Source organism: Serratia sp. 201 (assembly GCF_037027545.1).
Taxonomy (GTDB): domain Bacteria; phylum Pseudomonadota; class Gammaproteobacteria; order Enterobacterales; family Enterobacteriaceae; genus Serratia; species Serratia bockelmannii.
The window spans coordinates 440915-456112 of the sequence record NZ_JAXCHC010000001.1; the positions used below are offsets into that span (position 1 = coordinate 440915).

13 protein-coding genes are annotated in these 15198 nt (G+C 60.9%); 4 read left to right on the forward strand and 9 right to left on the reverse strand.

The genetic code is table 11. The annotated features are described in order from the left end of the window. Positions 1 to 187: 187 nt before the first annotated feature. The 3 genes from aroG (at position 188) to WA302_RS02455 (ending at position 3736) form a co-directional block, all read left to right on the forward strand. Positions 188 to 1240, forward strand: coding sequence for a 3-deoxy-7-phosphoheptulonate synthase AroG (gene aroG / locus WA302_RS02445; protein WP_336062627.1), 1053 nt, complete (start codon positions 188 to 190; stop codon positions 1238 to 1240). Between the two features lie 257 nt (positions 1241 to 1497). Next, positions 1498 to 2688 carry a YjgN family protein gene (locus tag WA302_RS02450; protein WP_049208997.1) on the forward strand — a complete coding sequence of 397 codons (1191 nt, stop codon included), beginning with the start codon at positions 1498 to 1500 and terminating at the stop codon, positions 2686 to 2688. Positions 2689 to 2695: 7 nt separating this feature from the next. Beyond that, a complete protein-coding gene (locus WA302_RS02455) occupies positions 2696 to 3736 on the forward strand; it encodes a M48 family metallopeptidase (RefSeq protein WP_149570856.1) in 1041 nt (346 codons plus the stop codon). Between the two features lie 52 nt (positions 3737 to 3788). Here the strand turns inward: WA302_RS02455 and gpmA are convergent, their stop codons facing one another. From gpmA to modE, 9 genes are all read right to left on the reverse strand, one after another. Then, on the reverse strand, positions 3789 to 4541 hold the full coding sequence (gpmA, locus tag WA302_RS02460; protein WP_004939834.1) for a 2,3-diphosphoglycerate-dependent phosphoglycerate mutase: 753 nt from the start codon (positions 4539 to 4541) through the stop codon (positions 3789 to 3791). Positions 4542 to 4756: 215 nt separating this feature from the next. Beyond that, positions 4757 to 5104, reverse strand: coding sequence for a PsiF family protein (locus WA302_RS02465; RefSeq protein WP_025301896.1), 348 nt, complete (start codon positions 5102 to 5104; stop codon positions 4757 to 4759). Positions 5105 to 5301: 197 nt separating this feature from the next. After that, positions 5302 to 6345, reverse strand: coding sequence for a galactose-1-epimerase (gene galM, locus WA302_RS02470; protein WP_261456129.1), 1044 nt, complete (start codon positions 6343 to 6345; stop codon positions 5302 to 5304). Then, positions 6339 to 7490: a galactokinase gene (gene galK / locus WA302_RS02475; protein WP_261456130.1), complete on the reverse strand. Its 1152-nt coding sequence runs from the start codon at positions 7488 to 7490 to the stop codon at positions 6339 to 6341. The genes galM and galK overlap by 7 nt, the downstream gene beginning before the upstream one ends. Then, the gene (gene galT, locus WA302_RS02480) at positions 7487 to 8539 is read right to left on the reverse strand and encodes a galactose-1-phosphate uridylyltransferase (protein WP_197835217.1); all 1053 of its coding nucleotides are present in this window, start codon (positions 8537 to 8539) and stop codon (positions 7487 to 7489) included. Before galT ends, galK begins: the two co-directional genes overlap by 4 nt. A 283-nt stretch (positions 8540 to 8822) precedes the next feature. After that, positions 8823 to 9641, reverse strand: a complete 819-nt coding sequence (locus WA302_RS02485) for a CPBP family intramembrane glutamic endopeptidase (protein WP_025301900.1) — start codon at positions 9639 to 9641, stop codon at positions 8823 to 8825. 167 nt (positions 9642 to 9808) lie between these two features. After that, positions 9809 to 10381: a cysteine hydrolase family protein gene (locus tag WA302_RS02490; RefSeq protein ID WP_261456131.1), complete on the reverse strand. Its 573-nt coding sequence runs from the start codon at positions 10379 to 10381 to the stop codon at positions 9809 to 9811. Between the two features lie 95 nt (positions 10382 to 10476). Then, a complete protein-coding gene (modF, locus tag WA302_RS02495; protein ID WP_261456132.1) occupies positions 10477 to 11964 on the reverse strand; it encodes a molybdate ABC transporter ATP-binding protein ModF in 1488 nt (495 codons plus the stop codon). A 90-nt stretch (positions 11965 to 12054) separates the two neighbouring features. Continuing rightward, positions 12055 to 12846 carry a molybdenum-dependent transcriptional regulator gene (gene modE, locus WA302_RS02500; RefSeq protein ID WP_043136636.1) on the reverse strand — a complete coding sequence of 264 codons (792 nt, stop codon included), beginning with the start codon at positions 12844 to 12846 and terminating at the stop codon, positions 12055 to 12057. 188 nt (positions 12847 to 13034) lie between these two features. Here modE and WA302_RS02505 point away from each other — a divergent pair, with 188 nt between their 5' ends. After that, positions 13035 to 15197, forward strand: coding sequence for a TonB-dependent siderophore receptor (locus tag WA302_RS02505; RefSeq protein WP_261456133.1), 2163 nt, complete (start codon positions 13035 to 13037; stop codon positions 15195 to 15197). Position 15198 lies beyond the last annotated feature (1 nt).

The window sequence follows — 15198 nt, forward strand, 5'->3', positions numbered from 1 at the left end:
TGATCGCTAGCATAGCGAAAAAGGAGGCTCTGCGCTCGCCAGATGAAACAGCACAATCTGCTGTTAATTTGGCGGTTCCAGCGGTGGGGGGCAAAGGTGATTTACAGCGCCATTCTCACAGGCTAGATTGTTGGGATCTACACCGTTACGCACTGCGAAATACCCCACGATACCGAATGGAAAAGCTATGAATTACCAAAACGACGATTTACGCATTAATGATATTAAGGAACTCCTGCCGCCGGTGGCTTTGCTGGAGAAATTCCCGGCCACTGAACGCGCGGCAAAGACGGTGTCCCAGGCCCGCAGCGCAATTCACAATATCCTCCGCGGCAGCGACGATCGCCTGCTGGTGGTGATTGGCCCTTGCTCCATCCATGATACCCAAGCCGCCAAAGAGTACGCGGGGCGCCTGCTGGCGCTGCGTGAAGAACTGAGCGGCGAGCTGGAAGTGGTGATGCGCGTGTACTTCGAAAAACCGCGCACCACCGTGGGCTGGAAAGGCCTGATCAACGATCCGCAAATGGACAACAGCTTCAACATCAACGACGGCCTGCGCCTGGCGCGCAAGCTGCTGGTGGAGATTAACGACAGCGGCCTGCCGGCCGCCGGCGAATTCCTCGACATGATCACGCCGCAGTACCTGGCGGATCTGATGAGCTGGGGCGCCATCGGCGCGCGCACCACGGAATCGCAGGTGCACCGTGAGCTGGCTTCCGGCCTTTCTTGCCCGGTCGGCTTCAAGAACGGCACCGACGGCACCATCAAGGTGGCGATCGACGCCATCAACGCCGCCGGCGCGCCGCACTGCTTCCTCTCGGTGACTAAATGGGGCCACTCGGCGATTGTTAACACCAGCGGCAACGGCGACTGCCACATTATCCTGCGCGGCGGCAAAGAGCCGAACTACAGCGCGGCGCACGTGAAGGGCGTCAAAGCCGGTCTGAGCAAAGCCGGGCTGCCGGCGCAGGTGATGATCGACTTCAGCCATGCCAACAGCAGCAAACAGTTCAAAAAGCAGATGGACGTGAGCGCCGATGTTTGCGGGCAAATTGGCGGCGGTGAAAAAGCGATTATCGGCGTGATGATCGAAAGCCATCTGGTGGAAGGCAACCAGAGCCTCGAAAGCGGCGAACCGCTGGTTTACGGCAAGAGCGTCACCGACGGCTGCATCGGCTGGCAGGATACCGAAACCGTGCTGCGCGATCTGGCGGCGGCGGTGAAAGCGCGCCGCGGTTAATCGCGTAAAGAAGGGCTCGCCAGCGGGCCCTTTTCTATTTATCTTAAATTTTTATATCTCCTGTCAATTTAAGGCCTACAGTTAATAGGCTTATTAAATCATTAAGCGACCGTCTTCGCATTATTCCTATTTAATAAAAGAATAATTGTCACCGCTCTCGGCATTGTGCTTATATAAGACGCTTTTTTATTCCACAAACTCCGCATGACGAATAAGCGGGGAGTGGTATGACCTATTCCTTTCAGGACGAAAGAATTATGACAAGTAATACCTCGCAGCCGCTGGGGCTGCACCGGATTAAATTCCATGGGAAAGGTGGTGAGTACTTCGCTATTTGGTTAGTCAACGCGTTATTGACGGCTCTGACCCTGGGCATCTATTCCGCCTGGGCGACGGTGCGTCGTCGTCGCTATTTTTACGGCAACACGGAATTGGACGGCGATCGTTTCGATTATCATGCACAACCGCTGCAAATTCTGAAAGGGCGGCTGTTGGTGATCGGCGGCATCATCGTGTTTTATATCTTGCTGGCGATAACGCCTCTGCTGGGGCTGCTGGCTTTGCTGGTGTTGCTTGCCCTGTTGCCGTGGATCGTTATCCGCAGCTGGCGTTACAATGCGATTATGTCGAGCTATCGCGGCGTGCGTTTTAATTATGTCTGCCGCACCGGGCGCGCCTATTGGGCTTTACTGTTCTGCCCGTTATTGCTGATTATCGGGCTGTATGTCGGTCTGATCGTCTTGCTTGGCATTGGCAGCGGTCTTGGCAGCATCAACGCCATTGCTTTTATGCTGGTGCTGACGCTGATTTTGGCCGTGCCGGCATTTGCGGCGGTAAACGGCATTATTAGCGCACTGCAGCATGACTTGTACGTTAATAACCTGTTTTTCGGGAAGACACCGTTTATTGCCGAACTGAAGAAATCGGCCTTTATCAAATTTGCCTTGGTTGGCCTGCTCATATTCCTGCCGTTCATGTTGGTCGCGCTGGTGTGCATCGGTTCGTTCTTCTTTACCCTCTATCAGATGGTGTTGATGGGCATGTTGACCAATGAAGCCATTGATGTGCTGGTGCTGGACAATATCAGCAGCCTGCTGCTGATGATGGTGGTGCTGCTGATCGGCGCCCTGGTGGCCAGCAGTTACCAGGTTGTCGCCCAACGCAACTACCTGTTTAACCAGGCAAGGCTGAACGGCGACATCAAGCTGCATTCCTCAATGAAAACGATGCCGTACATGGGATTGTTGATCACCAATACCCTGATTACCCTGTTCTCGCTCGGTTTGGCGGCGCCGGTGGCGGAAGTGCGCCATGCCCGTTATCTGGCGGCTTGCACGGCGGTTGAAGGCGATTTGGCGCTGCTGAACATTACTGCGCATCAGGAAACTGCCAACAGCGCGGTGGCCGAAGAAGCGGTGCAGGCGCTGGATCTGGGCGGCAGCTTCTGAGGCGCCGATGATCCTTGAAGGCGCTTATCAATTGCCGGGGCGGGCCGCACGTGAGGCGGCCCGTTTACTGGTGAACGAAAGCGGCGAAGGCGTGACGCTGCAGCGGCAGGATGAACAGCGTTACATCCCGCTGGCGGACATCACCGTTTCTGCCGCGCTGGGCAATATTCCGCTGACGCTCACCTTTAGCGACGGTGCGCGCTTTGTGCCGGATGACGATGCGGCCTTTCGCCGCTGGTTCTATCAGCGCCGTTCGCCGGGGTGGGTACATCGCCTGGAACGCCATAAACGCGGCGTTGCCTTAGCGCTGCTGATGACGCTGCTGGCGGTAGTGGCTTACGTTTACGTGGTGCTGCCGTGGGCGAGCAGCGAGATCGCCATGCGCATCCCCACCTCGGTGGAACAGACGCTGGGCGAGCATACACAGACGTTTTTGGACCAGAGCGGCTTCGCGCCCTCCGCACTCCCGGTCGAGAGGCAGCAGGCGTTGCAACAGCTGTTCCGGCAGGTGACGCCGCCTGAGATGCGCCAGGAGCGCACGCCGCTGTCGCTGAAGTTGATGGCGGCGCCCGGTGCGCCGAACGCCTTTATGTTGCCAGACGGCACGCTGGTGCTCAGCGATGAGCTGGTCACTTTGTCGAAAAACGACGATGGCTTGGCGGCGGTGATGCTGCACGAAATGGGGCATCACGCTTATCGTCATCCGATGCGCATGCTGGTGCGTTCGTCACTGGTGGCGTTGACGCTGATGTGGATGACGGGTGACGTCAGCGGCATCGGCGACACGTTGCTGCAGTCCGCGTCCTTCGTGAATGAGATGCAGTTTTCTCGCGGGATGGAGCGTGAGGCCGATGCGTTTGCGATAGCGGAAATGCAGCGCCAGGGGCGTTCGCTGGCGGAAATGGCGGCGATCTATCGCGCGTTGGCGCAGGCGCCTGAACGAGAAAAGACCGATGACTGGGCGCTGCCGGCCTGGCTCAGCACCCATCCGGCGATGCAGGAACGGCTGGACGCGGTGAATGAGGCGATGGCGCAGCAGCCGCGATAGTAATAAAAAAGCCCCCGGTTTTCACCGGGGGCTTTTTCGTTAACGGGCGAAATTACTTCGCTTTACCCTGGTTCGCCACGGCGGCCGCTTTTGCAGCGATTTCGTCGGCGTTACCCAGGTAGTAACGTTTGGTTGGCTTGAAGTTCTCATCGAACTCATACACCAACGGCACGCCGGTTGGGATGTTCAGTTCGAGGATTTCGTCTTCGCTCAGGTTATCCAGGTATTTCACCAGCGCGCGCAGCGAGTTGCCGTGTGCTGCAACGATCACGCGCTCGCCGCTCTTGATGCGTGGCAGGATCTCTTCGTCCCAGTAAGGGATAACGCGATCGATGGTCAGCGCCAGGCTCTCGGTCAGCGGCAGCTCTTGTTCGGTCAGGGAGGCGTAGCGCGGATCGTGGCCAGGGTAACGTTCGTCTTCTTTGGTCAGCTCAGGTGGGGTCACCGCGAAGCCGCGACGCCATTGCTTCACCTGCTCGTCGCCGTATTTTTCAGCGGTTTCGGCTTTGTTCAGACCCTGCAGCGCACCGTAGTGACGTTCGTTCAGCTTCCAGGATTTTTCGGTTGGCAACCAGGCCTGATCCAGCTCGTCGAGGATGTTCCACAGGGTGTGGATCGCGCGCTTCAGTACGGAGGTGTAAGCGAAGTCGAAAGTGAAACCTTCTTCTTTCAACAGCTTGCCTGCTGCTTTCGCTTCGGTGCGGCCCTTGTCGGACAGATCAACATCATACCAACCGGTGAAGCGGTTTTCTTGGTTCCACTGGCTTTCGCCGTGACGCACCAGAACCAGCTTAGTTACAGCCATAGCTTAACTCCTTAATAATCTGACATTTCAATGATAACGAAAATCATTATATTGCCGCGGGCCGGGGCTCGGCAATCGATAGTGTCTAACCATAGCCAATTTCTTGCCGCAAAGTAAGGGCTGGCGAAAGGAAAAAGCTGAATCGTTCAGGCTGGCGCTGTGAGGGGGAAACGGCGCGCCGAAATCGCTCCGGGCGCGCCGTGGCGTGGGGGAAATCAGGCCGATTTTTTCAGGCAGTTGCTCATGAAGGTTTTACGCGCGTCGCCCTTCAGATCTTTGGTCTTGGCGTCGGCGTTGCAGCTTTTCATTTTCTGCTGCTGCGGCGTCAGGGTTTTGCCCGCCGCGGCGGAGCCTTCGGATTTCAGACAGGTGCTCATGAAGGTGGAGCGATCGGCGCCTTTCAGCGATTTGGTGGATGCCTGCTGGTTGCAATCGGTCATGCGTTTCTGTTGGGCGGCCTGCGCCGGAGAAGGCGTTTTCGTCGCCGTCGTCGCGTCGGCCGCCATCAGATTGGTGCTCAGCATTAAGCCCGCCAGCAATGGAAGTGCAGTAATCAGACGCATAGGTGTTCCTTCAGCTATTGATTGGCCGCCATCGGCCGAAAATGGTGACGTTGCACAAGGCGTTGTGCTTATCACGGTAGCCTGAGTGTAGTGCGCGCTTTGGAATAAGGGAAGGTGGGCGCCGGTAGGGGGATAGCGCTAAAAGGTAAGCATTTATAACAAATTGCCCCCGGCCGCACGGCGAGGGGCGTAGCGGGTCAGATAGGATAAAACTGATAATGCGTGGCGCTGCGGTAGCGACTCCCCGGTTGCAGCCAGCAGTCCGGCTGCGGCCACTCGGGATGGTGCGGGCTGTCCGGCAAAAACTCGCTCTCCAGCGCCACGCCGGCATGGTTGGCGTAGCTGCCGCCATCGCGCGCCGGCGTGCCGGCCAGAAAATTGCCGCTGTAGAGTTGCAGTGCAGGCGCGTCGGTGAACACGCTCATTTGCACCTGGCCGTCGGCGGACCACAAATGGGCTGCCGGGCTCTCCAGCGCGCCGCAGGTGCGGTGCAGCAAGAATGCGTGATCGTAGCCTTTTACCCGCTGCTGGTCGCGATCGCGCAGGAAATCCTGCAGCAGCGTTTTCGGCTGACGAAAATCCATGCCGCTGTCGTCCACCGGCGTCAGATCGGCGCAGGGAATGCCCTCGGCGTCGACGGGCAGATAGCGATCGGCGAACAGCTGCAGCCGTTGGGCGCGGGCGTCGGTGCCGGCGCCGTCCAGATTGAAATAGGCGTGGTTGGTCAGGTTGACCGGGCAGGGGCGATCGACCTGTGCCAGATAGCTGATTTCCAAACGATTATCCGGGGTCAGACGGTAGCAGACCTGCACGTCGAGATTGCCGGGGAAACCCTGATCGCCCTCCGCCGAGTGCAGCGCATAGCAGACCTGTTGCGCATCCTGCTGGACCCGGCGCCAGCGGCGGGCATGAAAACCGTCGGGGCCGCCGTGCAGCTGGTGGAGGCCCTGATTGGCGGCCAGCGCATGGGGAGTCCCATCGATGGGCAGGCTGGCGTTGGCGATGCGGTTGGCGTAACGGCCGACGGTGGCGCCCAGATAGGCGCCTTGACGCGGGTAGTCTGCCGGGCTGCGGCAGCCGAGCAGCAGTTCGCGTTTTTCACCGGATTTGAGCGGCAAGACGGCGGACAGCCAGGTGGCGCCCCAGTCCATCAGCGTCACCGTCATGCCGGCGGCGTTTTGCAGCTGCGTCAGCTGATAAGGCTCCCCATCGGGCGCCGCTGCCGTGCTCATCGTCAGCATGTACCGGCCCCCTGCGAAGCCTGGCAGACATAGAACGTTTCCTGTAATCCGCCGGTTTGCCGCGGATACTCGTGCGCCACGGCGGCACGCACCGTCTCCACGAGATCCTGTGGCATCAGCGCGACGATGCAACCGCCAAAGCCGCCGCCGGTCATGCGCACGCCGCCGCGCGAGCCGATCGTCGCTTTGACAATCTCGACCAACCGATCGATTGGCGCCACGGTGATTTCGAAGTCGTCACGCATCGAGGCGTGGGACTCCGCCATCAGCCGGCCCATGCGTTGCAGATCGCCGGCCGCCAGCGCATCGACCGCCGCCAGCGTGCGGGCATTCTCGCTGATGACATGGCGCGCGCGTTTGGCCACCAACGGATCCAACTGATGTTGACGTGCTTCAAACTGTTCCGGGCTGACGTCACGCAGCGCCTTGACGCCGAAGAACCGAGCCGCTTCTTCACACTGTTTGCGGCGGGTGTTGTACTCGCTGTCCACCAGCCCGCGCTGCACATTGGAGTTGATGATCACCACCGCGACGCTGTCCGGCATCGGCACCGCACGGGTCTCCAGCGAGCGGCAGTCGATCAGCAGAGCGCTGTCGCGCCGGCCGAGCGCGGAGATCAGCTGGTCCATGATGCCGCAGTTGCAGCCGACGAACTGGTTTTCCGCCTCCTGGCCGTTCAGCGCCAGCGCCACGCCGTCCAGCGGCAGCTGATAGAGCGCCTGCAGCGCCTGGCCTACCGCCACTTCCAGCGCGGCGGAGGAGCTGAGCCCCGCGCCCTGCGGCACATTGCCGGCGATCACCAGATCCGCGCCGCCGAAATCGGGGTTGCGTCGCTGAAGATGTTTCACCACGCCGCGCACATAGTCGGACCAGCGCTGATCGGGGTGGTTGACGATCGGCTCGTCGAGCGAGAATTGATCCTGCTGATTCTGATAATCGGCGGCCAGTACGCGGATCTGGCGGTCGTCGCGCTTGGCGCAGGCGATGACGGTTTGGTAATCGATGGCGCAGGGCAACACGAAGCCGTCGTTGTAATCGGTATGCTCGCCGATCAAATTCACCCGCCCCGGCGCCTGGATGGTCAACGCCGGCGCGTAGCCGAAGTGTTCGGTAAACAGGGAATGGGTAAGCGGTTTCAGGCTCATGCTTGGGCTCCGGCTTCACGGTAATGAATATCGCTGACGGCGCGCAAACGCTCTGCGGCCTGTTCGGCGGTCAGATCGCGCTGGGTTTCCGCCAGCATCTCGTAACCGACCATAAATTTACGCACGCTGGCTGAACGCAGCAGCGGCGGATAGAAATGGGCGTGCAGCTGCCAGTGTCGGTTGTCGGCGCCGTTGAACGGCGCGCCGTGCCATCCCATCGAATAGGGGAAAGAACACTGGAACAGGTTGTCGTAGCGGCTGGTCAGCTTCTTCAGCGCCAGCGCCAGATCTTGGCTTTGTGCCGCGCTGAGATCGGTGATGCGCTGCACCGCCGTTTTCGGCAGCAGCAGCGTTTCAAACGGCCAGGCGGCCCAGTAGGGCACCACCGCCAGCCAGTGTTCGGTGTTCACCACGATGCGTTCGCCTGCGGCCAGCTCGCGCTGCGCATAATCCAGCAGCAGCGGGGAGGCATGTTCCCGGAAATAGTCGTGTTGCAGGCGATCTTCGCGCTCGGCCTCGTTTGGCAGAAAACTGTTGGCCCAGACCTGCCCGTGCGGGTGCGGGTTGGAGCAGCCCATCGCCGCGCCTTTGTTTTCGAACAATTGCACCCAGGGGTAGTGCTTGCCCAGCTCCTCGGTTTGCGCCTGCCAGGTGGTGACCACCTGCTCCAGCGCCGGCAGCGTCAGTTCGGGCAGAGTCTTGCTGTGATCGGGAGAGAAGCAGATCACCCGGCTGACGCCGCGCGCGCTCTGGCTGCGCATCAGCGGATCGTGACTGTCGGGCGCCGGCGGCGTATCGCTCATCAGTGCGGCGAAATCGTTGGTAAAGACATAGGTGCCGCGATATTCCGGATTGCGATCGCCGGTGACGCGCGCGTTGCCCGGGCACAGGAAACAGTCGGGATCGTGCGCCGGCAGCATTTCCGTGGGGACAGTCTCCTGCTGGCCCTGCCAGGGGCGCTTGGCGCGGTGCGGTGAGACCAGCACCCACTGGCCGCTCAGCGGGTTAAAGCGGCGGTGCGGATGGTCGATAGGGTTAAATTCCGTCATACGGTTCCTTCTTGGCGTCGACAAGGGTGTAATCGCTTCCAATTACCGTTTTAATACGCCCGTTGCTGAACAGGGAGAAGTCATTGCGCAAAAAGATAGCACGCTCGCGACGGTAAAAAGGTGATCTAACGCGAAAAATGGAATCGTTTACACTTCATTGAAAAGCACTGTACGGGCGGAGAAAAGCAGGGGGCGGCATGATTGAGGTCATACGGTGAGGTGCTAGTGATAGCGTTTTCACCCGACCAGCCGGCAGAAAGGGGCTCTCTGCCGGCGTCAGCCGTTAAGAATGCTGATACAGCGGGTAGGTGAAGAACAGCAGATGGGTCAGATTAAGCCCGAAATGGAACAGAATCGGCACCCACAGACGGCCGCTCCACATCCACGCCAGGCCGTAGATCACCCCGGCCAGCGTCGCGAAGATCACCATCAGCGTACCGCCGGCCAAATGTGCGGCGCCGAACACCAGGGAGGCGACGATCAGCGCCGGCCAGGCGCCCAGCCACTGGCTGAGGCGCTGTTGCAGGTAGCCACGAAACAGCGCTTCCTCGGCCATGCAGACGAAGAACAGGTTCGCCATCACGAAAGGCAGGATCCAGGCGGGCGCATGCAGCTCGATTTTTAAGCCGCCCAGCGCCACGGCTAGCAGCAACAGCGCCGGCACGGCCAGCAGCAGCGCAATCCAGCCCGCTTTGCCGGCGTTGCCGCCGGGTTCGGCGGAAAACAGCGTGGGCAAGCAGGCGAACAGCAGGAAGGGCACCATCGCCTTATCGAAGTTGTAATACATGGTGAACGGCGCGCTGAGCGGGCCGGCTCTTTCGCCGTCGATCATCAGCTGGTTGTGGATGCCCGGCACCAGATGCAAGAACAGCGCCACGCAGCCGGCGACCACCAACCCTTCGAGCGCGATCGCCAGATTGCGCTGCGCGCGAAAATGGTGACGCAACCCCGCTAGCGCTACGATCGCCAGCAGATAACTCAGGCTGAGCGGCGTCAGTACCCCATGATAAAGCCCCATACCCGCCGAGGCGGCCAGGATCACCCAGGCTATCAGCCGGTTAAACGGCAAGAAAAATAACGAAGCAGCCAGTACGCCCCACATAATATGTCCCTTTAAAATATGTACACGGCGCTCAGCGCCTTTGCGGCGTGCGATGATGGCGAAATTGAGCGCTAGAGCGGATAGTAGCACACCAGGATGACGCTAAAGGTCGGGGCAGTGATGCATCTGTGCATGATGCCGGCCCACACGATCGTCGGCGATGCGGGTCAGCCTTTCATCCATGCCTGCGAACGGGTGATTTCGGCCAGGTTTTGCAGGGTATCCAGACTCTGCTGGTGGATCTCCTGCGTAGGGGCTGCGCACAGATCGTGCAGTACGGTCACCTGAAAGCCGGCGTCGTGCGCCTGACGTGCGGTGCTTTCGATGGCGAGCGGCGTGCTGATGCCCGCCAGCAGCAAATGGTGGCACCGATGTTGCCGCAGCCAGGCTAACAAATTGTTACCGGAGAAGGCGCTAACCGCCGTTTTTTCAAACTGCAGATCGGTCTCTTCCTGATACAGTTCGGGCACCCAGCGGCAGCCCGGGCCATTTAGCCGCAGCGCACCGATCTGCTTGAGATGGTTGAACAACGGCGAGTGGGGCGGGATATCATGATAATCGTCGGCGAATCCCACCCGCACCCAGATCACCGGAATTTTTCGCACCCGGGCATAGGCCGTGGCGGCATTGACGTTAGCGAGCAGGTGGGTTGCCACCACCTGTTCACGGCAGTGGCTGGCGCGCCCTTTGGGCCCGATCAGATCCTCGATCAGGTCGATGATAATCAACGCAGCGGACATGGCGTCTCCAGAAAATGGCCTTCTTTCTTTCTATGATAAAAGGCCAAATGTGATGTGCTGCGGTGAAGTGTTGCCGGATATGTTTACGCCGCGTTTCAGGCGGAGGCCGCCTCCAGCCGCTGGTGTTGATAGCCGTAGCCGCCCTCGCCGTCGGGCACGAAGCTGAGGCGGTGAGTGATGCACTGCGGCGCGTCTTCGGCATGGTGCGAAACGAACAGCAACTGGGTGGCGCCCTGGCCGATCAGCACGTCGATGAAGCGGCGCACCAGCTGGCGATTGAGCGGATCCAGCCCTTGCAGCGGTTCGTCGAGGATCAGCAGCGCCGGGTGTTTCACCAGCGCACGGGCGATCAGCGCCAGCCGCTGTTGGCCCCAGGAAAGGCTATGGAACGGGGCATCACCACGCGCGCCGTCGAGCCCGAGCAGCGCCAGCCATTGCTCGGTCAGCTGCCGCTGACGATCCGAGACCGCCTGATAAATGCCGATCGAATCGAAGAACCCCGACAGCACCACGTTGCGCACGCTGGTGTTGACGCGATAATCCAGATGCAGGCTGCTGCTGACGTAGCCGATATGGCGCTTGATCTCCCAGATGGTTTCCCCGCTGCCGCGACGGCGGCCGAACAGCGTCAGATCGTTGCTGTAGCCCTGTGGATGATCGCCGGTGATCAAGCTGAGCAGCGTGGATTTTCCGGCGCCGTTCGGACCGACGATTTGCCAGTGCTCGCCGGGGTTAACCTGCCAGTTGAGGTGATTGAGGATCGGCCGATCGTTATAGCTGACCACGCCGTCGCGCAGGACGATCAGCGGCCGGTCCGTCGGCAGGGCTACTTTTTGCGTCGGATCCTCGGTTTCCGGCAGCGCCAGCCCGCTGAGGTTTTCGCTGTGCGCCAGCTGCGCCACCAGCGCGTCCGCCATCACCTGGCTGCGCGGCCCGCGGCTGGTTAGGGTGCAGTCCGCCAGCACGCCCACCTGCCGGACAAAATCCGGTATTTCGTCGAACCGGTTGAGCACCAGCACCACGGTCTGGCCCTGGGAGGAAAGCTCGCTCAGCAACGCGGCGAGCTGTGCGCGCGAGTGCACGTCCAGCCCGTCGAAGGGTTCGTCGAGGATCAGCAGGTCAGGCTCGGGCATCAGCGCCCGGCACAGCAGGGTCTTGCGCGTTTCGCCGGTGGAGAGGTATTTAAAGCGGCGGGTCAGCAGGGCGGTGATGCCAAACTGCGCGGCTAGTCGCTCACAGCGCGCGGCGTCTTTCACCTCTTCCTGAATGATCTCCGCCGCGGTGCGGCCGGTATCGTCCTCGTCCGCGCTGAGCAGGTCGGTGTTGTTGCGTTGCCACTCGTCGCTGACCATTTTTTGCAGCTGTTCGAAGGAGATGCGCACCGCATGCTGAAAGTCGCTGCGGCGTTCACCGCTCAGCAGAACCAGTTCGTCGGCCAGCGCGCGCGCCAGGGCGGATTTGCCGCTGCCGTTGGCGCCGACGAAGGCCCAGCTGTCGCCGGCCTGGATCGCCAGTGCATCCAGCGTCAGGGTACGGGTATCGCTTAAGCGGAATGAACCTTGCGAAATGTGCAACGACGACATCACCTGTTCCTTTTTTTGCAATTATTTGCCTTAGAAATAGGCGCATTGCACGGTGATGTCAATCAGCAAAAACGCAACGTTACGTTGCGCTTAACACAACGTGGCGATAATCACGTGGTCGGCGTTGAACAGGGCGTGTACGGCGGTACCGACGCTCAGCTGCAGGCGCTGCAACTCCGCCGTCGTCAGGGTGGCGCACAGGGTTTCGCCCCCCGCCAGCGTCACCAGCACCTCGCTGTGTTCGGCCCCCGGCTGAATGCCGGCTACCACGCCCGCCAGCGCGTTATCCGCACCGGTATGCTCCCCCGTCTCGACGCTTAACCGCACCCAGGGCGCTTTGATCAGCGCCAGCACCTCTTTGCCGGGCACCAGCTGCAGCCGGTCGGCGCTTTGCTGGGTGATGGCCGCCGTCAGGCGAGTGGTGCCGTCGTTCAACAAAATCGCCAGGTGCTGCTGCACCTGCTGATGATCGCGTTCGATCACGGTGCCGAAGAACTGATTGCGCGCGCTGGTTTGCAGCGAGAAGCGCGAGATGGCCGCCAGCAGGCTGTCGAGCGGCAGATCGTCCTGCTGCAACACGTCGAAGGCCTTTTGCTGCACCTGGCCCAGCAGGTCATACAGCTGGATCAGCCGTTGACCGTAGTGCGTCAGCTGCGCGCCGCCGCCGCCTTTGCCGCCGGTGGCGCGGTCCACCACCGTGTGTTCCGCCAGCTGGTTCATCTCATTGATGGCATCCCAGGCGCTTTTGTAGCTGATGCCCGCCAGTTTGGCGCCCTGGCTGATGGAGCCAGTGTGCTGAACCTGTTTCAGCAGCGCGATGCGGCGCGGATCGGCGAACAGCTTTTGCTGGAGTTTGAGAGTCAGAAGAATTTCGGCCTGCATAGCGCATCCTGTCGACGGCAAAAACCGTATTGTCGCCGATTTGGCGGCAAAGCGCCAAACGCCGTGCGTGGGAGAGTGGGGCAATAAAGACTGGCATTGCAATATTGTAATAATATAACATAACAGAAAAACGATAAGGCTTTACGCCGGCTGCGGCCGGTGTTTATTTCACCACAGGGATGCTCCACATGAGTACGACACGCCGGCGTCTTGGCACGCCCAAAAAACCTTTATGCCTTGCCGCCGCATGGATCGGCGGCGCACTGACAGCGCCGCTGGCTTTCGCCGCCGACTGCGATAAAGCCCGCAATGCCACGGGGTGTGAAGAACAGCTCACCGTGGAGGCGGCGGCCCCCGCCGGGCGTTACGATGCGTTGAACGCCGTGAGCCGCAGCGCTTCGCAGATCGGGCTGACCGCTCGGGAGACGCCGCGCAGCGTCGATATTATCAGCGCGCGGGCGATCCAACAGCGGGGCGATCGTTCGCTGGCCGCCGCCGTCGAGCACGCTACCGGTCTGTCCGGCGTCGCTTCGCCAACGTTGTCCAACAACTTTTCCGCACGCGGTTTTCGGCCGATCGCCTGGCTGTATAACGGCGTAGAGATGCCCGGAAGTACGCTGCAACTGGGCGATCCGGCGCATTACGACAGCATCGAGGTGCTGCGTGGGCCGGGGTCGGCCTTGAACGGGCTGAGCGCCGCAGGCGGCAGCGTCAACCTGATCTCGCGGCGGCCGACCTTCAACCGGCAGCCGTTCGAGCTCGATTATGGCCTCGGCAGCTACCGCAGCCAGCGTTTGCATCTGGGTGCCGGCGGCGCGCTGGTGGACGATGTGATGGCGTACCGGTTGGACGTCAGCGGCAACGACAGCGGCAGCAACGTGCAGTATGAACGCGATCGGCAGAAGCGGGTATCCGGCTCGCTGCTGTTTAAATTGACGGACGATGCGCTGCTGACGCTGAGCCTGGACCGCATGCTCAACCGCACCAACAACCCTTACTACGGCACGCCGCTGCTGAATGGGCGCATTGCCGGCGAGCTGCGCGACATCAATTACAACAACCTGACCGACAGCCGTATCCAGAGCAACGCCACCGCATTTCAGGCCAGTCTGGACTGGTTTATGACGCCCGAAGTGGAGTGGCATAACCAATTCTATTACTACAGCGGCTTTCGCGAATGGCGCAACGTCGAGCGTTTCCGCGTCGCGGCGGCGGCCCGGCCCGGCGACGTCAACCGCGACTCTTTCGGCGCTCTGGCGCACGACGACGATCTGATCGGCAACCGCAGTTCGCTGGTGTTCGATCGCGCTATCGCCGGTTTCGATAATCGGTTACTGGTCGGCTTCGATCTGAGCAAGCGGCATTTTCAGTACTACTCCAACGGTTTCCCCGGCTCCGAGGACGTGCCGCTCGGCGCGCCGCCCAGAGAGCCGTTCGCTCAGGGCACCGCCAGCCAGCGTGCGCCGGTGCGCCACGTCACTCAGAATCAGTACGCCGCCTTTCTTGAAGACCGCTTCAGCCTGACCGAGCGTTTAGCGCTGCTGGGCCAGCTGCGCTACAACCATATGAACATGGATTGGCGCTTCCAGGGGCCGCAGGAAGAGAGCCGCGCGCACACCTACGTTTTCAGCACCTGGAGCCTGGGCCCCAGCTATGCACTGACCGATAACCTCACGCTTTACGCCAACTACACCACCGGCCAGGAGCCGGGCAACGATCTGTTCTTCCTCAGCCCGACGCAGACCGATCTGCCGCTGACGCGAGCGCGCCAGTGGGAGGCCGGCGCCAAAGGGCAGTTTTGGGATAACAAGGGAGAGGCGACGCTGGCGCTGTACGAACTGCGCAAGGACAACCTGTTTGTGCCCGACGCGCAGCGGCCGGATGCGTTGAACGCGGTAGGCAGGCAGACGTCGCGCGGCATCGAGCTTGGCGTGGTGCTGCGTCCCGACGATCGTTGGGAGCTGGCCGGCAATGCCGCCTACACGCACGCCCGCTACGACGACTATCGCGGCGGTAGCCCGCTGCGCAGCTACAACGGCAATCGCCCGGCCTATATCCCGGACTGGACCGCCAACCTCAGCGTGCATTATCAGGCGACGGCGCGCCTGGGGCTGGCTTCTTCGCTGCGCTACGTCGGCAGCAGTTATAACGACGACGCCAACCAGCGCAAGATGCGCGCGTACACCACGCTCGATCTGGCGGCGGATTATCAGCTGACGCCGATCGTCGATGTCGGTTTCCGCATTCGCAACGCCACCAACCAGCTGTACGCCTATCAGCGCACCTACCCGGATCAGGCGCTGATCGCGCCGCCGCGCAGCTATGAAACCTTCGTGTCGGTCAGGTTCTGAC